General features: G+C 36.6%; 25 protein-coding genes and 2 pseudogenes. 7 read left to right on the top strand and 20 right to left on the bottom strand.

Features of this window, described 5'->3' with window-relative positions; translation table 11 throughout:
• Positions 1-35 precede the first annotated feature (35 nt).
• Positions 36-221: a PspC domain-containing protein gene (locus BG05_RS09500; protein WP_002129290.1), complete on the top strand. Its 186-nt coding sequence runs from the start codon at positions 36-38 to the stop codon at positions 219-221.
• 70 nt (positions 222-291) lie between these two features.
• On the opposite strand, the gene BG05_RS09495 is transcribed toward BG05_RS09500, so the two are convergent.
• Positions 292-864, bottom strand: coding sequence for a helix-turn-helix domain-containing protein (locus tag BG05_RS09495; RefSeq protein WP_002034214.1), 573 nt, complete (start codon positions 862-864; stop codon positions 292-294).
• Positions 865-965: 101 nt separating this feature from the next.
• Between BG05_RS09495 and BG05_RS09490 the strand changes: the two genes are divergently transcribed.
• A complete protein-coding gene (locus BG05_RS09490; protein WP_003191603.1) occupies positions 966-1931 on the top strand; it encodes a DMT family transporter in 966 nt (321 codons plus the stop codon).
• A 142-nt stretch (positions 1932-2073) separates the two neighbouring features.
• Entirely contained in the window at positions 2074-2739 is a 666-nt protein-coding gene (locus BG05_RS09485) for an aquaporin (protein ID WP_002067333.1), read from the top strand.
• A gap of 60 nt (positions 2740-2799) precedes the next feature.
• Here the strand turns inward: BG05_RS09485 and BG05_RS09480 are convergent, their stop codons facing one another.
• From BG05_RS09480 to BG05_RS09470, 3 genes are all read right to left on the bottom strand, one after another.
• Positions 2800-3231 (bottom strand): Rrf2 family transcriptional regulator, encoded by a 432-nt coding sequence (locus tag BG05_RS09480; protein ID WP_002088848.1) that lies wholly within the window; start codon positions 3229-3231, stop codon positions 2800-2802.
• Between the two features lie 118 nt (positions 3232-3349).
• On the bottom strand, positions 3350-4576 hold the full coding sequence (locus tag BG05_RS09475; RefSeq protein ID WP_002015418.1) for an ABC transporter permease: 1227 nt from the start codon (positions 4574-4576) through the stop codon (positions 3350-3352).
• Positions 4577-4578: 2 nt separating this feature from the next.
• Positions 4579-5463, bottom strand: coding sequence for an ABC transporter ATP-binding protein (locus BG05_RS09470; protein ID WP_003191598.1), 885 nt, complete (start codon positions 5461-5463; stop codon positions 4579-4581).
• 343 nt (positions 5464-5806) lie between these two features.
• Between BG05_RS09470 and BG05_RS09465 the strand changes: the two genes are divergently transcribed.
• Entirely contained in the window at positions 5807-6634 is an 828-nt protein-coding gene (locus tag BG05_RS09465) for a 5'-nucleotidase, lipoprotein e(P4) family (protein ID WP_003191596.1), read from the top strand.
• 28 nt (positions 6635-6662) lie between these two features.
• Here the strand turns inward: BG05_RS09465 and motB are convergent, their stop codons facing one another.
• Positions 6663-7451 carry a flagellar motor protein MotB gene (motB, locus tag BG05_RS09460; protein ID WP_002184884.1) on the bottom strand — a complete coding sequence of 263 codons (789 nt, stop codon included), beginning with the start codon at positions 7449-7451 and terminating at the stop codon, positions 6663-6665.
• Positions 7441-8235: a flagellar motor stator protein MotA gene (motA, locus tag BG05_RS09455; RefSeq protein ID WP_002129301.1), complete on the bottom strand. Its 795-nt coding sequence runs from the start codon at positions 8233-8235 to the stop codon at positions 7441-7443. The genes motB and motA overlap by 11 nt, the downstream gene beginning before the upstream one ends.
• Positions 8236-8499: 264 nt before the next feature.
• Here motA and BG05_RS09450 point away from each other — a divergent pair, with 264 nt between their 5' ends.
• On the top strand, positions 8500-9279 hold the full coding sequence (locus BG05_RS09450; protein WP_002088858.1) for a M15 family metallopeptidase: 780 nt from the start codon (positions 8500-8502) through the stop codon (positions 9277-9279).
• Positions 9280-9315: 36 nt separating this feature from the next.
• Here the strand turns inward: BG05_RS09450 and BG05_RS09445 are convergent, their stop codons facing one another.
• The 4 genes from BG05_RS09445 to sdhC form a co-directional block, all read right to left on the bottom strand.
• On the bottom strand, positions 9316-9759 hold the full coding sequence (locus BG05_RS09445) for an acyl-CoA thioesterase (protein WP_002088859.1): 444 nt from the start codon (positions 9757-9759) through the stop codon (positions 9316-9318).
• Between the two features lie 93 nt (positions 9760-9852).
• On the bottom strand, positions 9853-10614 hold the full coding sequence (gene sdhB, locus BG05_RS09440; protein ID WP_033734270.1) for a succinate dehydrogenase iron-sulfur subunit: 762 nt from the start codon (positions 10612-10614) through the stop codon (positions 9853-9855).
• A complete protein-coding gene (gene sdhA / locus BG05_RS09435; protein WP_002034228.1) occupies positions 10607-12400 on the bottom strand; it encodes a succinate dehydrogenase flavoprotein subunit in 1794 nt (597 codons plus the stop codon). Before sdhA ends, sdhB begins: the two co-directional genes overlap by 8 nt.
• A gap of 13 nt (positions 12401-12413) precedes the next feature.
• A complete protein-coding gene (gene sdhC, locus BG05_RS09430; RefSeq protein WP_002015407.1) occupies positions 12414-13040 on the bottom strand; it encodes a succinate dehydrogenase cytochrome B558 in 627 nt (208 codons plus the stop codon).
• A gap of 308 nt (positions 13041-13348) precedes the next feature.
• On the opposite strand from sdhC, the gene BG05_RS09425 reads away from it, so the two are divergent.
• Positions 13349-13798: a YslB family protein gene (locus BG05_RS09425; RefSeq protein ID WP_002015405.1), complete on the top strand. Its 450-nt coding sequence runs from the start codon at positions 13349-13351 to the stop codon at positions 13796-13798.
• 115 nt (positions 13799-13913) lie between these two features.
• Here the strand turns inward: BG05_RS09425 and uvrC are convergent, their stop codons facing one another.
• The 8 genes from uvrC to BG05_RS09385 form a co-directional block, all read right to left on the bottom strand.
• Positions 13914-15698, bottom strand: a complete 1785-nt coding sequence (uvrC, locus tag BG05_RS09420; RefSeq protein WP_002129304.1) for an excinuclease ABC subunit C — start codon at positions 15696-15698, stop codon at positions 13914-13916.
• A gap of 154 nt (positions 15699-15852) precedes the next feature.
• Positions 15853-16167, bottom strand: a complete 315-nt coding sequence (gene trxA / locus BG05_RS09415; protein WP_000974757.1) for a thioredoxin — start codon at positions 16165-16167, stop codon at positions 15853-15855.
• Positions 16168-16378: 211 nt separating this feature from the next.
• Positions 16379-17356, bottom strand: coding sequence for an electron transfer flavoprotein subunit alpha (etfA, locus tag BG05_RS09410; RefSeq protein ID WP_002015402.1), 978 nt, complete (start codon positions 17354-17356; stop codon positions 16379-16381).
• A gap of 36 nt (positions 17357-17392) precedes the next feature.
• Positions 17393-18166 (bottom strand): electron transfer flavoprotein subunit beta, encoded by a 774-nt coding sequence (gene etfB / locus BG05_RS09405; RefSeq protein WP_002088867.1) that lies wholly within the window; start codon positions 18164-18166, stop codon positions 17393-17395.
• Between the two features lie 78 nt (positions 18167-18244).
• Positions 18245-19021 carry an enoyl-CoA hydratase gene (locus BG05_RS09400; RefSeq protein WP_002088868.1) on the bottom strand — a complete coding sequence of 259 codons (777 nt, stop codon included), beginning with the start codon at positions 19019-19021 and terminating at the stop codon, positions 18245-18247.
• An 11-nt stretch (positions 19022-19032) separates the two neighbouring features.
• Entirely contained in the window at positions 19033-19620 is a 588-nt protein-coding gene (locus BG05_RS09395; protein ID WP_012261773.1) for a fatty acid metabolism transcriptional regulator FadR, read from the bottom strand.
• A 106-nt stretch (positions 19621-19726) separates the two neighbouring features.
• Positions 19727-21412, bottom strand: a complete 1686-nt coding sequence (locus tag BG05_RS09390) for a long-chain-fatty-acid--CoA ligase (protein ID WP_002184881.1) — start codon at positions 21410-21412, stop codon at positions 19727-19729.
• Between the two features lie 193 nt (positions 21413-21605).
• Complete coding sequence (locus tag BG05_RS09385; RefSeq protein WP_041867986.1) at positions 21606-22517, bottom strand: BclA C-terminal domain-containing protein; 912 nt, start codon at positions 22515-22517, stop codon at positions 21606-21608.
• Positions 22518-22778: 261 nt separating this feature from the next.
• Between BG05_RS09385 and BG05_RS09380 the strand changes: the two are divergent.
• A pseudogene (locus tag BG05_RS09380) lies at positions 22779-23207 on the top strand (ABC transporter substrate-binding protein); the annotation flags it as partial.
• Between the two features lie 40 nt (positions 23208-23247).
• On the opposite strand, the gene BG05_RS09375 reads toward BG05_RS09380, so the two are convergent.
• Positions 23248-23919, bottom strand: coding sequence for a hypothetical protein (locus BG05_RS09375; RefSeq protein ID WP_003191659.1), 672 nt, complete (start codon positions 23917-23919; stop codon positions 23248-23250).
• Positions 23912-24465: pseudogene (locus BG05_RS09370) on the bottom strand (sigma-70 family RNA polymerase sigma factor). Before BG05_RS09370 ends, BG05_RS09375 begins: the two are co-directional and overlap by 8 nt.
• Positions 24466-24599: the final 134 nt, after the last annotated feature.

Raw genomic sequence — 24599 nt, 5'->3', positions numbered from 1 at the left:
TAACAGCGGTGATATAAAAAGGAGAGGATCATAATATGTCGAAGAGGTTATATAAATCCGAAACTGATAAAATGTTATTTGGTATATGCGGTGGTTTAGGAGAATATTTTGATATTAGCTCTACTCTCATTCGCATACTTTGGGTCATTGCTATTTTATGTTTTGGGACGGGGTTTTTAGTTTATTTTATTTGTTTATTACTTATGCCACGCTCTTACTAATAACATTCTTTCATATATTTGAGCATAGCGTATAAAAAATCCCCTATAGATTTTTCTATAGGGGATTTTTTCATGAAGAATATTTCATCGTTAAATGTAATACCGCTACTTCATCCTCTTCATTTTTATAACTATGTTTCTTATTAGCTTCAAACTGAATGGAGTCAAACTCATTTAGCACATATACGTCATTCTCAACTTGAATAGAAACTTTCCCTTTCATTACTGTTACAAGCTCAATTGCTCCTTCATGATGAGCTTCCGGTTCATATATACTATTCGCTCTTAAACAAGCACGGTGCATTTCCATCCCTGTTTCTTTCGTGTAACGGAACATCGTTTCTAAATGCCATGCTTGTCCTACATCTACTGCAAATCCTTCTCCGCAGCGCGCAACAGCTACAGGTTCTCCAACAACCATTAATCTCGATAAAGGAATCGATAACCCTTTCGTTATTTTCCAAATAACAGCTAACGTTGGATTCGTTTCGCCTCTCTCAATTTTCCCTAATGTTAATTTACTAACCCCTGTTTTTTGGGCTAATTCTTCTAAACTTAATTTTTGTTCATTTCGAATTTGTCTTAATAGCTGACCTACTTGCTGAATTACTTCTTTCGTTTGCATATCTTCATTTTCTTTCATATATAAAAACCACCTTAAGATATAAAATAGTTTACTTTTATTAACTTTAAGTATATTATACTATACATAAATACTCAATTCCGAAAGGAGTGCCATACTTCATGCGCGCAATATTACTAGGTCTTTTATCATCGGCCTTTTTTTCTGCAACCTTTATTATTAACAGAGCAATGAATGTATCTGGAACAAGCTGGGCTTGGACTGCTTCCTTCCGTTTTCTATTTGCTCTCCCTATTTTATTCCTTATCGTTTTATTTCGCAAAAACTTAGGAGCTTTATGGGCAGAATTAAAAAAACATCCATTTGTATGGATGGGGTGGGGCTCGGTCGCTGGCATCGGCTTCTATTCTTTATTAAGTTTCGCAGCTGTTTTTTCTCCAGCTTGGCTCGTTGCTGGAACTTGGCAAGTTACGATATTAGCAGGTTTACTACTATCACCATTATTTTTCGTTAAAATAGAAACGAAATCAGGTACAAAACTTGTACGTGGAAAAATTCCACTTCGCAGTTTATATGTAGCATTATTTATTTTACTTGGTGTAATTTGTATGCAAGCGACTGCAGCGGGTCATATTACAATGACTCAGTTCATCTCGGGATTTTTACCTGTCGTATTAGCGGCTTTCTTATATCCGTTCGGTAACCGAAAAATGATGGAACTTGTTGGCGGGCGTCTTGATACATTCCAACGTGTATTAGGAATGGCAATCGGAAGTCTCCCTATTACAATCCTACTTGGTATATACGGATTTTCCACTACCGGTATTCCATCATCAAGTCAAATGATGCAAGGATTTTTGTTAGCATTATGTTCCGGAGTTATTGCGACGATGACATTTTTCTTTGCTACTGACTTAGCAAAAGACAATCTTGCTTTACTTGGAGCTGTTGAAGCAACACAAGCTGGAACGATGGTCTTCACTGTGCTTGGTGAGATTATTTTCTTAAATGGTTCATTCCCTAGCGGGCTGTCACTGATTGGGATGATTATTATCATGCTAGGAATGATCGTAAATAGTGTTTTAAACCGTTCTGTTCCAGTCATTAAACAAAAAAAATCAGCATAAAAATAGATATGGTTCTTCTTCATAGAACCATATCTATTTTTATTATCTCCCTATTTCGCCTTATCAGAATAGTATTTCATTAGCTGTTTATACTAAAACCTATGTTATAATACCTTTCATGTGCATTAATAGGAGGTAAATTATGTTAAAAAAAGCAATTGCTGAATTTATTGGTACATTTGTACTTGTATTATTCGGAACTGGAGTAGCTGTCATTGGTGGCGGAATTGAAGGAATTGGAACATTAGGTATCGCTATGGCTTTCGGATTATCTATCGTGGCTATGGCATATAGCATTGGAACAATTTCTGGATGTCATATTAACCCAGCAGTATCAATCGCTATGTTCATCAACAAAAGAATGAACGCTATGGAACTTAGCTATTATTTATTAGCTCAAATTTTAGGTGGTTTATTAGGAACTGCAACGTTAGTAACAATTTTACGATCTGCTAAATTACCTTTAGATAATTTAGGACAAAATAGTTTTGGAACTCTTGGTTTATCTGGAGCATTTTTAGTTGAATTCATTTTAACTTTCGTATTTGTTTTAGTTATCGTTGCTGTAACAGGTAAAAAGGGAAGTTCTTCTTTAGCTGGACTAGTAATTGGTTTCACATTAGTATTAATTCACTTATTAGGTATTCCGTTAACTGGAACATCTGTTAACCCAGCTCGTAGTATCGCACCAGCTCTATTCGCTGGCGGAGAAGCAATTTCTCAACTATGGGTGTTCATCGTTGCCCCAATTTTTGGTGGTATCGTAGCAGCTGTTGTAGGAAAGTTTATTTTAAATACGGAAAAATAGAACTTCCAATATTTCCGAATAAAAAAAGCGAGCCCTCATCATGAGGAAGCTCGCTTTTTTTTATTCTTTAATTTTCGACTTTAAATTTGTAACTAATTGCTGCACCGTTACATTTGCAAGTACGTTTTCCATCGCTTCTTGCGATTGTATTAAAATAATCTCTAATACCGATTGAATATTAGCTCCTACTGGACATTCAATGTTGGGATTTTCATGGAAAGAAAATAGATGTCCTTCTTCTACAACTTCCACAGCTTTATATACATCAAGTAATGTAATTTCATCTAAATCACGAGCAAGTGTCGTACCACCTTTACCAGCTTGTACATCAACAAGTCCTGCTCTCTTCAACATTCCTGTAATGCGACGAATCACAACTGGATTTGTATTCACACTACCAGCAATCCATTCAGAGGTACAGCGAGAGTTTCGATCTATTGCAAGTAACGTTAACATATGAACACCTACTGTAAAACGACTACTAATTCCCATCTGCACACCCTCCTTTTTATTCATTCTATTAAAAGACAACTCTTATTATTATATACTATTTTTAATTTATACATAAAGAAAAAGCATGATTCCATTAGAAAATCATGCTTTCCCTCTATTATTGACGCTTTATAAATTTCGCCAAATCTTTAAACTTCACTTTATCAGAGTAATTCATTACACCGTTTACATAGATACGGCTTGTAATCGCATTTAATATACCAATCGTCGCCAATAAAACTACTAATGTTATCGTAATCTCTAGCATACCTGCTTCACCGGCTACAATCCGCGAGAAGGTGACCATCGGTGTGAAAAACGGAACATACGAACTTACAACAACAATAGTACTATTTGGATCACTTAATGATTTAATACTAATGAAGAATGCAGCCATGATCAAAATCATTATCGGGAAAGATACAGCTTGTAAATCCTCTGTCTTAGACACAACAGCTCCAGCCGCAGCGTACATCATCGCATAAAGTAAATACCCCGTAATGAAATAAACAAGAAACATACTTATAACCTTTGCATCTAATTTTGTAAAGTCAATTGGAACACCAAGTAATGAAGCACTTTCTAAATCGACCCAACCTAACAAATAAGGAATAAGATAACCACACGCCAATATTACAAGTTGTAATAACGCCGTTGAAACAACCGCCAAAATTTTCGCATACATCATCGTAAGAGGCTTTACTTTCGGAAGCATTACTTCCATTACACGTGACGCCTTTTCAGATGCAATATTCATTGCGATTGTATTTCCGAAAGCTACAATAAACATATACAAAGCAAATGTAAAGAAATATGCAATTCCGAAAGAAGATGTACGATCTTTTATCGCTTCTTGCTTCACTTGAATTTCTGCTTGTAATTGCTGCGCAATTTCTGGTGAAACATTATTTTTTGCAATCGTCACCTTCGTATATTGTTGTTTTAAATAACCCGCCATAATCGCAGAAGTCGCTTGGCTTGGAAATCCATTATACATATATGTAACTGCTGGAGTCCCATCCTTTTCCGTCACATGGAATAGACCATCTAAATCGCCTTCTTCTACTTGCTTATGTAGTTTATCAAAATCATCTTTTGAACCGACCGTTATTTTTGCTGATGGCAATAGCTTATTTAGCTCTTCTTTTTGTACTTTGTATGTGGAACTCTCTACTACAACTGCAATTTTATCTTTATCCTTATTTTTATCATCGCCTGAAGTAAAATGATTAAATGCAAAAATCCCAAACACAACCAAAAATAAAATCGCACTCGTAATTAATGATTTTTTAGATAAAAATGCTTCTTTAAAATAAAATGAAAATACATGAGAAAATTTACGCATCTTTATTTCGCCCTCTCTACAAAGATTTCGTTTAACGTCGGCTCTAACATTTTAAATTGTCGTAAACCAACACCTTGTTCTTGCAATTGTTGCAAAATCTTTAGAGCTTCTGCATCATCTTGTACTTTCACATAAAGAAGGCCTTGTTGTTTTTCATATGAAACATGTATAGCTTCTAATCCTTTTTCATTCTCTTTTGTATCTTCGATTGTTAAATTACGAAAACCGTATTCTTTCTTAATATCACTTAATTGTCCTTCTACGACCGCTTCACCTTTTTTCAAAATACATACATGTTGGCAAAAAGCCTCTACTTGCTCCATACGGTGACTAGATAAAATAATTGTCTTTCCGCTCTGTACTTGTTCTCCAATAATACTAGCCAACATTCCAGCATTAACTGGATCAAGTCCGCTAAATGGTTCATCCAAAATAAGAAGTTCTGGATCATGAAGAAGAGCAGCAATCAATTGAATTTTTTGCTGGTTCCCTTTCGAAAGTTCTCCTGCTGTTTTGAATTTATATTCTGGGATTGCTAAGCGCTCTAACCAGTAATCAATTGCAAGATCCACTTCTTTTTTCGTCATTCCTTCTAATCTGCCAAAATATCGCAACTGATCTATTACTCTACTTTTTGTATATAAGCCTCTTTCTTCTGGTAAATACCCAATCGTTACCCCACTATTCCCAAATGATTTTCCACCCCATGTAATAGAGCCTTCATTAGGCGTTAATAATCCGAGAAGCATTTTGATTGTTGTTGTTTTTCCTGCACCATTTCGTCCAAGTAATCCTAACACTTCACCTTTTGGTAACGAAATTTGCAAACCGTTAACTGCCTTTGATTCCCCAAATAGTTTCGTTAAATTTTGAATTTGTAAACTCAAAGTATAAAGCCTCCCCTTTAGTATCATTCGTACTCTCTATTAAAGACTATGATTGTTCGAAATAAAATATAGTACTATATTTCAACCTTTTATACGTATCACGATCCCCCATCCACCATTTGTTTTATTTAGTTAAAATTGTAAATAATAAAGATGTATTTGTCAATTATAATTGTCATTTTGACAACAAAACACGTCAAATTACTTTTTGTTATTTTGCTCATCTTTCTAATATAGAACATACTACTATATATACAAAAGACAATATGCAAATGTTCATAAAAAAATTTTTATATTTTAATATATAATATAAGATGATTTTCTAACATCGAGGAGGATACATATGAAGATGAAGAGGGGTATTACCAGTTTATTATCTATAGCCGTTCTTTCCACATCGCTTGTAGCATGTTCAGGAACAGCTGAGAAAACAGTGGCAAAAGAAGAGAAAGTACAATTAACAGACCAGCAATTGATGGCCGATTTATGGTATCAAACAGCTGGCGAAACGAAAGCACTTTACTACCAAGGCTACAATATTGGTCAATTAAAGCTTGATGCAGCTCTTGCAAAAGGGACAGGCAAAAAACCTGCTATCGTACTTGATTTAGATGAAACTGTTTTAGATAACAGTCCTCATCAAGCAATGAGCGTAAAAACAGGAAAAGGCTATCCTTATAAATGGGACGATTGGATTAATAAGGCTGAAGCTGACGCTCTTCCAGGCGCTATTGATTTCTTAAAATATACAGAGTCTAAAGGTGTAGATATTTACTACATCTCAAATCGTAAAACGAATCAACTAGATGCAACAATTAAAAACCTTGAGCGTGTAGGGGCTCCTCAAGCAACGAAAGAACATATATTACTACAGGACCCGAAAGAAAAAGGGAAAGAAAAGCGTCGTGAACTTGTTTCTCAAACACATGACATCGTCCTATTCTTCGGTGACAACTTATCTGATTTCACTGGTTTTGATGGAAAATCTGTAAAAGATCGCAATGAAACAGTAGCAGAATCAAAAGCACAATTTGGTGAGAAATTCATCATTTTCCCTAATCCAATGTACGGTGATTGGGAAGGTGCTCTATATGACTATAATTTCAAAAAATCAGATGCAGAAAAAGACAAAATCCGTCGTGACAATTTAAAATCATTTGATGCAAAATAACAAAGAGGATGGCCTTCGCCATCCTCTTTTATTGCATATTTCTTGTTAAAGGTAAAATAAATACTTCTACACGTCTATTTTTCGCTTTTCCTTCTGGCGTATCATTTGGTGCAATTGAACGGTATTCTCCATAACCAACTGCACTAAATTTTTCTGGTTGCAATTCTTTATTTTGGAGTAACACCTGCATAAAATTAACTGCACGCTGTGTACTTAACTCCCAGTTTGATGCAAACTGAGCATTTGCGATAGGAACCGTATCTGTATGACCCGATACTGTAATTTCACGAGGTGATGCTGAAACAAGTAGGTTAGACATCTCTTTTGCAATCCCTAACGATTCCAACTTCACATCTGCTTTCCCTGAATCAAATAGTACATTTTCTAATATCGTTAACATTAATCCTTTTTCAGTTAACTTAGTTTGAAAAGAAGAGGATAGTTGTTTCTCATTAATATATTGATCAATCTTTTTTTGTAATGCCTTCAACTCATCCATTTCTTTTTTTTCTTTAGCTCTATCTTCCGCTTGTTTTTTTGCTTGTTCTGCCTCAAGGCTATTTGCTGATAATTCTTTTTCCTCATTTGGTTTTTGATCGCTTAAAAATTCTTTATTTCCTGTTCCACCGGCTAACTCACTTCGAAAAGCAACTGCCATCTGTTTAAACTTCGCAGCATCTATACTACTCATTGCGAATAATACGATGAACAATGCAAATAACAACGTTAACATATCAGAATATGGAATTAACCAAGTTTCATCGATATGCTCATCATGTTTTTTCTTTTTACCTCTTCTATTTTTCTTACTCCGCATTTTTTTCTGCTCCTTTTTCTAGCTTTTTACGCTCAGTTGCAGAAAGTGCACCTAAAATGCGGTTCTTCATAATAAACGGATATGTACCTTCTTGTAACATTAATAAACAATCAATAATTAAACGTTTCTTCTCTAATTCAGCAGCAGACTTTTGCTTTAATTTATTTGCAAACGGATGCCATAATACGTAACCTGAAAAAATACCGAAAATCGTTGCAATAAACGCACCTGAAATAGCATGCCCTAGCTTTTCAATATCAGTTAAATTTCCAAGTGCAGCTACAAGACCAATAACAGCACCTAAAACCCCTAGTGTAGGTGCATATGTACCAGCTTGCGAGAAAATAGCAGCCCCTTTTGCATGTCTCTCTTCAATCGCTTCTAATTCGGCTTCTAAAATTTGTTCTAAATCCTCTGCAGATACACCATCAATAACAAATTTCATACCACGCAAAAGAAATTCATCTTCAATTTCATCTAATTGTTGCTCTAAAGACAAAATACCGTATTTTCTACTCTCAGATGTCCAATGAACAAATAATTCTAGCAATTGTTCATAACTTAAATCTTTTTTATTTGAACCAAAAAGAACTTTAAATAATTTTGGAACTCTTTTTAGTTGATTCATCGGAAATGCAATACACACTGCAGCAAATGTACCGACGAAAATAATTAGTGCTGCGGCAGGATTTAGTAAGGCTGTTATGTCAGCGCCCTTGACGACCATCCCTACGACTACCGCTAATACTCCTAAAATGATTCCAATAATTGTTGCAAAATCCATTCCCATCCACTCCTAGTCTATACCAGAGGTCTTTTATTCTCAATAATCGCTACATCTTCTTATATACATATATTACATAAAAAATGAACTTCATGAAAGATAAGAAATGAATTATATGAAAAAATACTACATTTTCACACATTTTCTGACATTTTCTTTGCATTTCTATTACGTTACGACTCTTATATTTCTTTTTCAACAAACTAGACTTATAATAAAAACGATACATATTTTATTAAGAAAGGACTGTGATTACAGGGCATCATGAAAAAAATAATAATTATTTCTGCCGCTACTATTGTAATCGGTATCACATCTTTCGTTTACTTTGGTTCTAAATCACCACTACAAAACGAAGCGAAAGCTGTCGAAAATCAAAAACATAATAACCACCAAAAAGAAGAGATTCCTGCTTTTCAAAAAGCTGATCATAATGCAAAGAAACTAGATGATAATTTTTCCGTTGTAACAAATCCAGATTCTGCTCTTGTATTAGTCAATAAACATCGTAAATTACCAGATGGGTACATTCCAGAAGATTTGACGAAACCGAACGTACCATTTACTAGTCCAAAAGATAAAGAGAAAACATTACTTCGCAAAGATGCTGCAGACGCTCTTGAAAAAATGTTCCAAGCAGCGAAAGAAGAAGGTTTAGAACTTACAGCAGTTTCAGGTTACCGTTCTTACAAACGCCAACAGTCATTACATAATACATATATTAAACGCCAAGGAAAAGCTGAGGCTGATTCGGTAAGTGCAATTCCTGGAACAAGTGAGCATCAAACCGGTCTAGCAATGGATATTAGCTCAAAATCTGCTAAATTCCAATTAGAACCAATCTTCGGAGAGACAGCAGAAGGAAAATGGGTTGCAGAACATGCCCATGAGTTCGGATTTGTCATTCGTTATTTAGAGGATAAAACAAAAACAACAGAGTATGCATATGAACCGTGGCACTTACGCTACGTCGGTAATCCATACGCCACATACATATATAAGCACCACCTAACATTAGAAGAGGCGATGGAGGACAAAAAATAAGAGAGCGAATCGCTCTCTTATTTTTCTTTTATTCTATTATAATAGCAATTCCTTCCATTCCTCAGGCCACGGTTCGCCTCTTCCAGTTTTTTTCGATGCTTGGACCATCATACCGCGTCCAACTAAACAAACTTCTCCTTCTGCATTTTTGACCATATAGTGTAAATCTAAAGAGGAATTCCCAACCGCTCCCGCCTTTACATATACTTTCAACTGCTCATCAAAATAAATTTGTTTAATAAAATTGCATTGTAGATCTGCGACGACTATCATCGTTTCTGATGATTCATGTGTCCATTCTTGCATAAATCCGAGTTCTTTAAACAATGCGATACGCGCTTCTTCAAAATATGTAAAAGCAACGACATTATTTACATGTCCAAACATATCTACTTCACCAAAACGAACTTTGACAGGATTATAAAATGAAAAACCACTTTCCCATTGCTCAAAGTCTTCAATATAAGAAATTCTCTTCATCGTTCCCTCTCCTTTTCGCCCTTAAAATAAACTGAATAAACAGAAATATAAAGTTATAAATATTGCCTCTTCAACATGAAGAGGCAATATTTATTAATAGTTATTGTCGCTACCAAAGAAATCTTTGAACGATTGAATTGTTGTATCACGGTTTAATGCTGCAATTGAAGTTGTTAATGGAATACCTTTCGGACATGATTGCACACAGTTTTGAGAGTTACCACAGTTTGCAAGTCCTCCATCACCCATAATTGCACGTAAGCGATCTGCTTTATGCATTTCACCAGTTGGATGCGAGTTAAATAAACGTGCTTGTGAAAGCGGTGCTGGACCAATAAAGTCAGACTTACTGTTTACGTTCGGACATGACTCTAAGCAAACACCACATGTCATACATTTCGAAAGTTCATATGCCCATTGACGCTTTTTCTCTGGCATTCCTGGACCTGGTCCTAGGTCGTACGTACCGTCGATTGGAATCCAAGCTTTAACACGTTTTAACGCGTTAAACATACGGCTACGGTCAACTTGTAAATCACGTACAATCGGGAATGTCTTCATCGGCTTTAAGCGAATTGGTTGCTCTAACTGGTCAATAAGGGCTGTACATGATTGACGTGGTTTTCCGTTAATCACCATCGAACATGCTCCACATACTTCCTCTAAGCAGTTCATATCCCATGCAATCGGAGTTGTTTGGTTCCCTTTTGAGTCGACAGGATTACGGCGAATTTCCATAAGCGCCGAAATAATATTCATATTAGGACGATATGGAATTTCAAACTCTTGGTCAAACTCTTGTGCATCTGGGCCATCTTGTCTCGTAATGATGAGGCGGATTGTTTTCTCAGACATGTTGTTTATCCCCCTTCTCTTCACCCTTAGCAGCTACATCATGTTTTGAGGAATAGTCACGTTTACGTGGTTTAATTAATGAAACATCCACTTCTTCGTAATGGAATGCTGGTGCCTTTCCTTCTCCCTCAAATTTCGCCATCGTAGTTTTTAAGAAGTTTGCATCATCACGATTTGGGAATTCTGGTTTGTAATGCGCTCCGCGGCTTTCATTACGGTTATATGCGCCAATTGTAATAACACGTGCTAACTCGAACATATTTGCAAGTTGGCGTGTAAATGAAGCACCCTGGTTACTCCATCTTGCTGTATCGTTAATGTTAATGCGTTTGTAACGCGCCATTAACTCTTCAATTTTCGCATCAGTTTCTAGTAACTTTTTATTTTCACGAACTACTGTAACGTTATCTGTCATCCATTCTCCAAGCTCTTTATGAAGAACATATGCATTTTCGTTACCATCAAGCATTAAAATATTGTTAAATTTCTCTGTTTCAATTAATTCATTTTGCTCATATACAGTAGATGAAACAGCATCAGATGATTTAGAAAGACCTTTCATATACTCAATTGCGTTCGGTCCTGCTACCATACCACCGTAAATTGCTGATAATAATGAGTTCGCACCAAGGCGGTTACCACCGTGCATAGAATAATCACACTCACCTGCTGCAAATAAACCTGGAATACTTGTCATTTGCTTATAATCAACCCATAATCCGCCCATTGAATAGTGAACTGCTGGGAAGATTTTCATTGGTAGTTTACGAGGATCATCACCTGTAAATTTCTCATAGATTTCAATAATTCCACCAAGTTTAATATCTAGTTCTTTCGGATCTTTATGAGAAAGATCTAAGTACACCATGTTTTCACCGTTAATACCTAGTTTTTGCTCTACGCAAACATCAAAGATTTCACGCGTTGCAATATCACGAGGTACAAGGTTTCCGTAAGCTGGATATTTTTCTTCTAAGAAGTACCATGGCTTACCATCTTTATACGTCCAAACACGTCCACCTTCACCACGTGCAGATTCACTCATAAGACGTAACTTATCGTCTCCAGGAATTGCCGTTGGATGAATTTGAATGAACTCACCGTTCGCATAATATGCACCTTGTTGATATACAGCAGACGCTGCTGTACCTGTATTAATAATAGAGTTTGTTGATTTTCCAAAGATGATACCAGGGCCCCCTGTTGCCATAATCACGGCATCAGCTTGGAAACTTTTTATCTCCATAGTTTGTAAGTCTTGCGCGACGATTCCTCGGCACACACCTTCATCATCTACAACAGCTCGTAAGAAATCCCAACCTTCATATTTCGTTACAAGTCCTGCTACTTCATGACGACGTACTTGCTCATCTAATGCATATAGTAATTGTTGACCAGTTGTTGCGCCAGCAAATGCTGTACGGTGATGTTGTGTTCCACCGAAACGACGGAAATCCAGAAGTCCTTCTTCCGTACGGTTGAACATAACACCCATGCGGTCCATTAAATGAATAATACCAGGTGCTGCATCACACATCGCTTTAACTGGTGGTTGGTTCGCTAAGAAGTCCCCACCATAAATTGTATCGTCAAAGTGGATCCATGGAGAATCCCCTTCACCTTTTGTATTTACGGCACCGTTAATTCCACCTTGGGCACATACAGAATGTGAACGTTTTACTGGTACTAAAGAAAATAGTTCAACATTTACTCCTGCTTCTGCCGCTTTAATCGTTGCCATTAAGCCGGCCAAGCCACCGCCGACTACTATAAGTTTCCCTTTCATGCTCTCCCACTCCTTACTGGTTTGCTAGCTGTGGATCGATGAACGCTAATAATGCACTCACACCTACATAAGATAGACCTAAGAAAATAGCTAATGTTACATAAGTAGAGATTCTTTGTGAACGTGGAGATACTGTAATTCCCCAGCTTATACAGAATGTCCATAGTCCATTTGCAAAGTGGAAAATTGTTGAAACAACACCAACTAAATAGAAACCAAACATAAATGGGTTGTTTAAAATATCTGCCATCATATCATAGTTTACCTCTTTACCTAACAATGCTTGAATACGAGTTTCCCAGACGTGCCAAGAAATGAAGATCAGCGTAACGATACCTGAAATTCGTTGGAAGACGAACATCCAGTTACGGAAATAGCCGTAAGATACCGCATTGTTCTTAGCTGTAAATGCAATATATAAGCCATATATAGCATGGTACAGTATAGGTAAAAAGATGATGAAAATTTCTAGCGCATACCGGAATGGAAGGAGCTCCATAAAGCCTGCAGCTTTGTTAAAAGCCTCTGCTCCCCTTGTTGCAAAGTTGTTTACAATTAAATGTTGCGTCAAAAAGACACCAACCGGAATGACCCCCATTAATGAGTGCCACTTACGAAACGTATACTCGCGGCCTTTCATGTCCCCATTACCCCCTTGAATGTTTGACTGCTGTTTTCAGATTAATTTACAACAATAATGTTTTTTCACTATTGGCATAAGAAAAACTGAAAAAATTATTCGAAATATTTCAGCATAATTTGATAACAAGTTCATTTTACCCCTATTTTTGTCGAAGCGTCAAGAAAACGTATACATAATTTGCACATAATTTGCATATAATTTGCCAATTCTTTTTTTTCTTATATATTCAGATTTCCCCAAAGAAAAATCTATTTTTATAAATGAAAAATGTTATATAATAATCCCTATAGAAAGAGGGGAATATTGTGAGCAAAAATACAATCGATATAACATCTTTAGAAGATGTTTCATTGAACGCCTTCGCTTATGAATTGCTACGTGAAGAATTACTACCTGATTTAATTGGTAACGATTTAGATGGTATTTTATACTGGGCCGGTAGAAACCTTGCGAGAAAATATCCGCTAGAAACAATTGAAGAAGTCATTCAGTTTTTTGAAAAAGCTGGTTGGGGCACTTTAAGCATCATTGAACATAAACGTCGTGAAATGCAGTTTCAACTTAAAGGTACACTTATTACTGAGCGTCAAAAACAAAAAAGACATTCATCTTATCAATTAGAAGCTGGATTTATCGCCGAGCAAATTCAAAGACAAAGAAACGTCGTTGCAGAGTCCTATGAGGAACAGAAAAAGCGTTCAGACTCTATTACATTTCTTGTTAAATGGGATATAAAAGATCTCATTGAAGTGTAGCATCTACCTACAGTCAACTAGACATATAAGTTTAGTTGACTTTTTTGTATATTCATTCAGATGAGTTTATTTTAAATCTTCAGAAATTATACCAAAAAACAGAAGACGTTGTAAACTACAACGTCTTCTTATCTGTTAAATAAGTATATATCATCTCTGCAACATTTTTCGGCATACCTGCTTCGACAAATTCAGCTATGGAAGCTTCTTTCATCTTTTTTAACGAGCCAAAATGTTTTAACAATACCTTTTTTCGTTTATCGCCGATTCCTGGAATATCATCCAATGCTGATTGAATGACCGATTTCCCGTGCAACTGGCGATGGAATGTAATTGCAAATCTATGCACTTCATCTTGAATGCGTTGCAGTAAATAAAATTCTTGGCTATTCCTCTCAAGCATCACAGGTTCAGGTGGATCTCCAATAATTAAATGGGAGGTTTTATGTTTGTCATCTTTTACAAGCCCTGCCATCGGAATATATAAACCGAGTTCGTTCTCCAGAACATCACTTGTAGCGGCCAGATGGCCTTTTCCACCATCAATAATGATTAAATCTGGTAAAGGTAAATTCTCTTTAAGCGCCCTCGTATAACGGCGTCTTACAACTTCCCTCATAGATTCGTAATCATCAGGACCTTGAACCGTTTTAATTTTATATTTCCGATATTCTTTCTTCGCTGGTTTCCCATCGATAAAAGCAATCATTGCGGAAACGGGATTTGTCCCTTGAATATTCGAGTTATCAAACGCTTCAATACGATATGGGGTTTCAATGCCCAGCTGCTTCCCTAAATTATCAATGGCTTTAACCGTCCGCTCTTCATCACGTTCAATTAAGTGAAATTTCTCTTCTAGTGCAATTTTTGCGTTTTTATTTGCTAATTCTACAAGGTCTTTTTTCTTCCCACGCTTCGGCTGTGTCGCTTCAACTTCTAAAAAGCGCTCTACTAATTCTGAATCTATACTTCCTGGAACAACAATTTCCTTCGGCTTGAAATGACTACTGTTTTCATAAAATTGACCGATAAAAGTTAAAAATCCCTCTTCTGGTTCATCATAAATCGGGAACATAGAAACATCACGTTCAATTAGCTTTCCTTTTCGAACGAAGAAAACTTGAACACACATCCACCCTTTATCAACTGCATATCCAAACACATCACGATCCACTAAATCACTCATAATCATCTTTTGCTTTTCCATAATTGCATCAATATGAGCAATTTGATCTCGCAACTCTTTCGCCCGTTCAAATTCTAGCTTTTCTGAAGCCTCATACATCTTCGTTTCTAATTCTGAACGAATTTCTTTATGCCCACCGTTTAAGAATTTAATAATTTCATCAACAATTTCTTTGTTTTGCTCATCCGTTACTTCTTTCACACAAGGTGCTAAACATTGACCCATATGATAATACAAGCAAACTTTATCTGGCATATTTGAACATTTACGAAGTGGATACATACGATCTAATAATTTCTTTGTTTCATGTGCCGATTGCGCATTTGGATAAGGCCCAAAGTACTTTCCTTTATCCTTTTTTACATTTCGCGTAATGAGTAAGCGCGGCTGTTTTTCAGCTGTAATTTTAATGAAAGGATATGTTTTATCATCTTTTAATTGAATATTATATTTTGGATCATATTTTTTTATTAAATTTAACTCTAAAATAAGAGCCTCCAAATTTGAGGAAGTCACAATATATTCAAAATCAACAATTTCTCCAACAAGCCGAAGTGTTTTCCCATCATGCGAACCAGTAAAGTACGAGCGCACACGATTTTTGAGTACCTTTGCTTTTCCGACATATATAACCGTTCCCTGCTTATCCTTCATTAAATAACAACCAGGTTGATCGGGCAAAATTGCTAACTTCTCTTTTAAATGCTCGTGCACTCGTCTCCCTCCATTTCTACATGCTTATGCTTATCATTTTTATTTTCACATAAAAACATACTATGCCAAAACACCCAACATACGTTCTTTTATTGTAACGGAAAGGTTGTAAAAAAGAAAATAAAAAAAGCTACCAAATGGTAGCTTCTTTATTTTAGAAGTGTTTAGAAACTAATTCTACTAACGCTTCTTTCGGTTTATATCCTAACGCTTGATCAACCACTTTACCGTCTTTTAATACGAAAAGAGCTGGAATGCTCATTACTTCGAATTGACGAGCAGTTTCTTGGTTTTCATCAACGTCCACTTTTACTACTTTTACTTTCTCGCCTAACTCTGAATCGATTTCCTCTAATACAGGAGCGATCATTTTACAAGGTCCGCACCAAGGCGCCCAGAAATCTAATAGTACAACACCTTCGCTAGTTTCAGCTGCGAAGCTTTGGTCATTTGCATTTATAATTGCCATTTTATTTCCTCCTTCAAGTATATTCTACCAAGAGTATATCATTAACTTTTATACGTGGCGAATATTATGTATCGTTATGTATTGTAACAAAAAAATGTTCCTTTATACTATATAAAAATATGGATGAAATACTAAAAAGATGAGAGACAGGGGATCTCTCATCTTTTTCTATATATAGGGGTACTTCACTTGGAACTCAAGGGTACTCAAATCATGAATGTACTTTTAACTTTTTAAACTCTTCTGTTAAAAGAGGTAATACTTCAAACAGATCACCGACAATACCATAGTCAGCTACTTTGAAGATACTAGCTTCTGGATCTTTATTAATCGCAACAATTATTTTTGAATTAGACATACCAGCTAAATGCTGAATCGCACCAGAAATCCCGCATGCAATGTATAGGTCTGGTGTAACAACTTTACCTGTTTGACCAATTTGTAATGAATAATCACAGTACTCAGCATCACAAGCACCACGAGATGCTCCAACAGCGCCGCCTAGTACGTCAGCTAATTCTTTTAACGGTTTAAATCCTTCTTCACTCTTCACACCACGTCCACCAGCTATAATAACTTTCGCTTCAGAAAGATCAACACCTTCTGCAGTTTTACGGACAACATCTTGAATGATTGTACGTAAATCTTTCACATCAACTGTAATAGAAGACACGTCAGCTGTGCGAGACTCGTCTTTTTCAAGAGTTGCAATGTTATTTGGACGCACTGTCGCAAATAATATACCATCTGTTACGATCTTCTTCTCAAATGCTTTACCAGAGTAAATCGGACGAGTGAAGATAACATTTCCACCTTCAACTTCTAAAGCCGTTACGTCAGAAATTAAACCAGCTTCTAATTTCGCTGCTAATTTTGGTGATAAATCTTTACCAAGTGCCGTATGTCCAAATACAATGCCTTCTGGCTTTTCTTCAGCATATACAGCTAAAAACGCTTGTGCATATCCATCAGATGTATATGATTTTAATTTATCATTTTCAACTGTCACAACGCGATCTGCACCGTAATGAATCAATTCATTTGCAAAAGAGGCAACGCTGTCTCCAACTAGAAGACCTACCACTTCACCGCCTTCTGCAATTGTTTTTGCTGCTGCTACCGCTTCAAACGAAACGTTACGTAGCGATCCATCACGAACTTCACCCATTACTAATACTTTACGAGCCATAGATTTTCCCTCCTGCATATATAATTTCGTATTTTATTAGATTACTTTCGCTTCTGTATGGAGCAACGATACAAGTTCTTTTACTTGATCTTGCAGCTCGCCTTGTAACACTTTTCCTGCATCTTTCTTAGGAGGCAAATAGATTTCAATTGTTTTTGTTTTTGCTTCCACATCATCTTCTTCTAAATCTAAATCATCTAATTCTACTTCTTCTAGTGGCTTCTTCTTCGCTTTCATAATACCTGGAAGTGATGGATAACGCGGTTCATTTAAACCTTGTTGCGCTGTTACTAGAAGAGGTAATGATGATTCAATTACTTCTGTATCCCCTTCAACATCACGCTCAATCTTCACATTTGTACCATCAATTTCAAGCTTCGTAATCGTCGTTACGTATGGGATATTTAACGCTTCAGCTACTCGTGGACCAACTTGTCCAGATGCACCGTCAATCGCAACGTTCCCGCCTAAAATTAAATCGATTTCTTTATCTTTTAAATATTCAGCGAGCACTTTTGCTGTTGTAAATTGGTCACCATTCTCAACATCATCTTCAATGTTAATTAGTACCGCTTTATCGCAGCCCATCGCTAATGCTGTGCGAAGTTCTTTTTCACTATCCTCGCCACCAACTGTTATAACAGTAACTTCTCCACCTTGTGCATCTCTTACTTGAATCGCTTCTTCAATCGCATATTCATCGTAAGGGTTGATGATGAATTCCGCTTCGCCATCGTAAATTGCACCGTTTTTAATTACGATTTTTTCTTCTGTGTCAAATGTTCGTTTCATGAGTACGTAGATGTTCATTCCATTTACCCCCTTATTTTTCAGAAAGATTCTATCAATTTTAAAATTCTGTTAATTTTTATTAAAAAAATAATTGGACTACCTACCACTAAATGAAGGCTTACGTTTTTCTAAAAACGCTGCTACGCCTTCTCTTCCATCTTCACTCGTAAATACTTCACCAAAAATCTGTGATTCACGCTGTACACCTTCATAATAATGAGACGATTTTGTCGTTTGTAATAACTCTAGCACAGCACGAGTTGTTGCTGGGCTTTTTCCAGCAATCTGTTTTGCAATTTTAAGCGTATCTTCTAAAATGGATTCTTCAGAAAACACTCCGTTAACAAGTCCCCATTGTAATGCTTCTGCACCAGTAATTGGTGTACTTGTTAACATCATTTCACAAGCTTTCGCTTTACCAACATAACGTGGTAAGCGCTGTGTACCTGCAAAACCAGGAATTAATCCAAGTGTTAATTCAGGTAAACCAAGCTTTGTACTTTCAGTTACAAAGCGCATGTGGCAAGACATAGCAAACTCAAGGCCGCCGCCAAGTGCCGCTCCATGAATTGCCGCAATAACTGGTTTTGAGCATTTTTCAACACGCTCAAACGTAACTTGTCCAAGCTGTGCTAACTCTGTTGCTTGCTTCGCTTCAGTAACAGATGTAAATTCTTTAATATCTGCCCCTGCTGAGAAGAAGCGTCCTTCACCATGTAAAACAACAACACGAATGTTATCATCCTTTTCCACTTGATCGATTAATTCAGTAACATCATGCATAACTTGTGAAGACATCGCATTAGCTGGCGCATGATTTAACGTCGCCACCGCGATATGATCTTCAACTTTTACAGATAGGAATTTCAACATGATCCCTCCCATTATTGACGATAACCACAAGCTGCAATAAGTAGCCCATGTACCGTTTTTGAAAGTGCGACCAGATCATACTTATGATCGCTCATTACCCAATTGGTCACAACTTCATCTACTGTTCCAAAGATCATTTGTCTTGCCACGCGAACGTTTAAATCCGCCTGAAATTCACCTTGCTTTATACCTGTCTCTAAAATCTCATCCATAACTTGTAAGTAGCCTTTTAATACTTCATTTATTTTAAGGCGCAAGTCTTGATTGGACTGCCTTAGCTCTAATTGCGTAACGATAGCAAGAGGATCATTTTGTGACAACAGCAAGAAGTGCGTTTCTACCAACATGAATAACTTCGCTACAGCGCTTTCAATTCCTGCTATTTTTTGACGAATTGTTTCAACAAATTCTCCCATCTTCTCTTGGAATAAGGATATTAATATATCTTCTTTATTTTTAAAATATAAATAAATCGTGCCATCAGCTACCCCAGCTTGCTTTGCAATTTTAGAAACTTGCGCTTGATGGTATCCATTCTCCGCAATCACAATGACTGCAGCATCAATAATCTGATTGTATTTCGGTCTATTTTTCTTCACTTTACTGTCCCCTTCAAGAAGATGACTGAATGAATAGTCATTCATATTCTTATAATACTGACTATTTAGAAAAGTGTCAATCCTATTTTTTCAAAAAGAAAGGGCCTTAGCCCGTTTGCTCATCCTCATTCTTTCTCTTCTCTTCATCTATTAGGACACGGCGTAAAATTTTTCCGACTGTCGTCTTCGGCAACTCACTTCTAAACTCATATACCTTCGGAACTTTGTAAGCTGCTAAATATTTACGTGCAAACTGATCTAATTCTTCTTCAGAACACTCAGCGCCTTCTTTCAAAACAACAAACGCTTTTACAGTTTCCCCTCGATACGGATCAGGAACACCGATTGTTACCACTTCTTGCACCTTTTCGTGTTCATATAACACTTCTTCTACTTCACGAGGATATACGTTAAAGCCACTAGCAACGATCATATCTTTCTTACGATCTTTCACATAGAAAAAGCCATCCTCATCCATGTATCCTACATCACCTGTATGGAGCCAGCCATCTTGCAGTACAGCTGCCGTTTCTTCTGGCTTATTCCAATACCCTTTCATAATTTGTGGGCCCTTTACAACAATTTCACCAATTTCACCTGGAGGTAATGACTCTCCTGTTTCAAGTGACATGATGATTGCCTCTGTATCCGGCCACGGTACCCCAATACTTCCCGGCACACGCTTTTCCCACAAAAAATTCCCATGTGTAACTGGTGATGACTCCGTTAATCCATAACCCTCTACTAATTTACCACCTGTAACTCTCTCAAACTCCTCCTGCACTTCTACAGGAAGCGGTGCAGAACCACTAATACAAGCCTGAATTGAAGAAATATCATATTCTTTTAAAAGAGGACTATTTAATAGAGCAATATAAATGGTTGGTGCTCCTGGAAATAGTGTAACTTTATGTTTCTTAATTGCTTCAAAAACCATTTTCATATCAAACTTCGGAATAAGCACCATTTTATATCCTTGCATAATACTTAAATTCATTACAGCTGTCATCCCGTACACATGAAAAAACGGAAGAACACCAAGAATTACCTCTTCTCCTTCTTTACAATTATATAACCAATGCGCTCCCATTAAAGTGTTCGAAACGAGGTTTTTATGCGTTAACATAACCCCTTTTGGAAACCCTGTCGTTCCCCCTGTATACTGCAAAAGGGCTAGATCATTTTCAGGATCACATGAAACTTCAACATCAGCATTACTTTCTCTTTCTACCGATTTCCAAAGATGAATCGTTTCACTTTCCGACACATTCACAACAAGATTTGCCTGCTTTTTTTGTACAAATGGATAAAGTAAATTTTTAGGGAATGGTAAAAAATCTGCAATACGGGTTACGATAATATGCTCAAGCTTTGTTGCCGTTTGAACATTAGTAACTCTCGGAAACACTAAATCCAGGCAAAGAATAACTTTTGCCCCTGAGTCATGAAGTTGGTACTCAAGCTCTCTTTCTGTATAAAGAGGATTCGTTTGTACAACAATCCCCCCCGCAAGCAAAGTACCATAATAACCAATTACAGATTGCGGACAATTCGGTAACATAATCGCAACTCTATCGCCTTTTTCAATACCAAGCCTTTGAAGGTAATTCGCAAATTTCTTTACCTTGTCATGGAAATCTGAAAATGTAACATCTTTACCTAAAAAGTGAAGCGCTTTCTTTTCTGGATAACGAGCAGCCATTTTCTCTAAATATCCATGAAGTGGCTGAATATCATATGAAATCGTACCTGGGATTTCCTCTGGATAACTCTGCAACCAAGGTTTTTCCACTCTCATTCCCCCTTCCAATACTTGTGAAAATAAATGAATGTTCATTCATGATGGTTGTTTTCATTATATTATAGTCGTAACATCGTTACAATCATAATATTCTGACTTTTTTATAACTATGCTTTACTTCCTTAACTTCTTATTATATGTAGAAACTCTCCTCATTTTAAAAGAATAAGAGAGTTCACGTTACTTAGCTTAATCTTATAATCGTTAAAACTGCACCAGGTGTAGTCGTTGATAACGTGGCAACAGCTAACAATCCAAACAACTGCAAACTAATTGCACTCCCCGCTGCAAGAGTCGTAATAATTGTTGCACTAAATGAAGTCGTTGCTAATGCAGGAGAGTTGATAGTCCCAGCAAGCGGTGCCCCATTAATTGTAATTCGCGAACTGACTAATAATGAGGCCGTTATATTAATTGTATATGAAATATAATAATTCCCTGCATTTGCGGCCGTAAATACTGTGTTCCCCCCCGAAACTGTAATTCCTGGACCGATATTCTGATTATTTGGAAGTGGGACATTTGTTCCACCAAGAAGCACTGATATTGCCGCTCCTGATGTATTATTCGCAAATGCATACGTCGCAGTTATACTTGTACCTGTTACTCCCGTCGCTCCTGTTTCACCCGTTGCTCCTGTTACTCCCGTTGCTCCTGTTGCTCCTGTTGGGCCTGTTGGACCTGTCGCTCCCGTTGGACCCGTTGCTCCCGTTATTCCCGTTGCTCCTGTTGCTCCCGTTATTCCCGTTGCTCCTGTTGCTCCTGTCGCTCCCGTTGCTCCTGTCGCTCCCGTTGCTCCTGTCGCTCCCGTTGCTCCCGTTGCTCCTGTTGCTCCTGTTGCTCCTGTTGCTCCTGTTGCTCCTGTTGCTCCTGTTGCTCCTGTTGCTCCTGTTGCTCCTGTTGCTCCTGTTGCTCCTGTTGCTCCTGTTGCTCCTGTTGCTCCTGTTGCTCCTGTTGCTCCTGTTGCTCCCGTTTCGCCTGTTGGACCGAGCTTAGGAACTGTCCCATCGCAACTAAAACAGCATGAATCAACATGCACACCATTTTGATTATTACATCCACAATATCCATTTGCATTATTACTCCATAAAGACATGTTGACCCTCCTTCGTGTTCGATTTTTTAAGTAAGCCCACTAATTAAAAATATCTTTCTAATAAAAATCAGTTTTTATTTTCCTTATCAACTACCCGCTCTGGAACAAACCTTTTATAAACAAAGTTTTTTTCCTTACATTCTAATAAATATTACATGCAATACGCTCTCCCTTCGCTTGTACTTTCGCCTTCCTCATTAAAGGAATTTCAGCTCCTTCAACCTTGATACACGTATGCACTTCAATACAATATATTAAAATTTGTATAAATCGTATATCAGATACAAACAACAAAAAAAGGAGAAAAAAGAAACAAAAGCGGACAATACAAATCAAGCTATAACAATTAAACACGCTGAAGGGGAAACGAAGTTAGATAAATCAGCGAAAAAAGTTGTTGTACTTGAGTGGGGATATTCAGAAGACTTATTAGCACTTGGTGTTCAGCCAGTATGGATGGCAGACATTAAGAATTATAATACATGGGTAAATACAGAAACAAAACCGAGTAAGGATGTTGTAGATGTTGGGACACTTCAACAACCAAACTTAGAGGAAATCAGCCGTCTAAAACCAGATTTAATTATCATAACTTCATTCCGTGGTAAAGCAATTAAAAACGAATTAGAGCAAATCGCTCCTACAGTTATGTTCGATCCATCAACAAGCAATAACGATCACTTTGCAGATGCAAAAGCGAAGCTTTAATCAGTGGGGGTTTTACTGTCCGTTAATGCGGGATAAAATTAATATAAGCTTTGTAAATAAAGTATATAACAATTGAATACATGATTATATTAAACACACTTCGTTTTAAAGTTAACTGTCTCTTTAATTTCTTATCCTGTAACCTTAGTTCTATTCCGCTTGCCATTTTCAATCCACCTACTATTTGAAATAGCTCTCTGTAATCATCAGCGTTTCCTAACAATACGTATTCTCTATTATTTTTATACTTTATATACAGAAATTCACTTCCACCTTTACGGTCTAATATTGTTTTCATAGAAGCTATTTCATTTAATAAACATACCTTTAGATCAACGTCATTATAATAACGATCGACAAAAAACACGTACAATCGTTCATTTGTAACGATTAGCATATTATTAATACCGAAGTTCATTGTAAGAACGCCTACCCCTAAGCTCATCGCTGTTCCTGTCTGCCAATTTTTCACGCGAGGATTTTCAGCAAACATACTATATAAAATCTCTTCACTTCCCTGTAATCCTTCTTTTACAACCTCATGACATCGTTTCATTAAAATTTTTTTTGTTACAACTTCTTTTGTACGATTTATTTTCTTTTCATCTATTTTTTCATCATTTATATCGTCATCTACAAAATCATCACTATACTGCAAATTATTTAATTCCTGAAGGAACTTTTCTTTATTCATCCCTATTCCCTCCCAACATCTTCTTCAATTTTTTCTCCCTCTTGAAAGCCTGCTATACACCGTATCTCGTGTCATACCGAACTCAAGCGCTATTTCTTGTACACTATATTCATCTAAATACCTTTTTATAAAAATTTTCTTATCTTCTTCGTTCAATTCTTTAATCAAAACGAAAAAATTACAATCTAGCTCTTCTTTTTTTAAATTAACATTTTTTCCTTCTACATATATGTCTTGCTGAAACTCTTGTAATTGATAGACCTTATTACTTTTTCGTTTATAATCAATGGCTTTAAATTTCGCAACAGATATAAGCCAATTTCTAATCTTCCCACGATTTTCATCATAACTATTAATGTTGTACCAAACGATTAATAAAATATCGTCAACACATTCATCCACTAGCACCTTACTCTGTGCCGTATCTAAAACACTATGAACCACCTTATAAATTAAATCTCCATATTGATCAATGACTGTATGTAACGCTAACATGTCTTGTTTTCGAAGACCTTCTACTATTTCTATATCCTTCACCCTTATCACCACTCTTTACTCCATTCTCTATTCATCATATATACGAATGAATAGAGCGGTTTTCTGACACTTTTACAAATATTCTCTAATTATTTTTATATTGTAGCAATGCTTAATTAAGTATCGCTTATGAAACAGGGATT

Source organism: Bacillus mycoides (assembly GCF_000832605.1).
GTDB lineage: Bacteria > Bacillota > Bacilli > Bacillales > Bacillaceae_G > Bacillus_A > Bacillus_A mycoides.
This window is presented reverse-complemented; position numbering and strand designations above follow the sequence as displayed.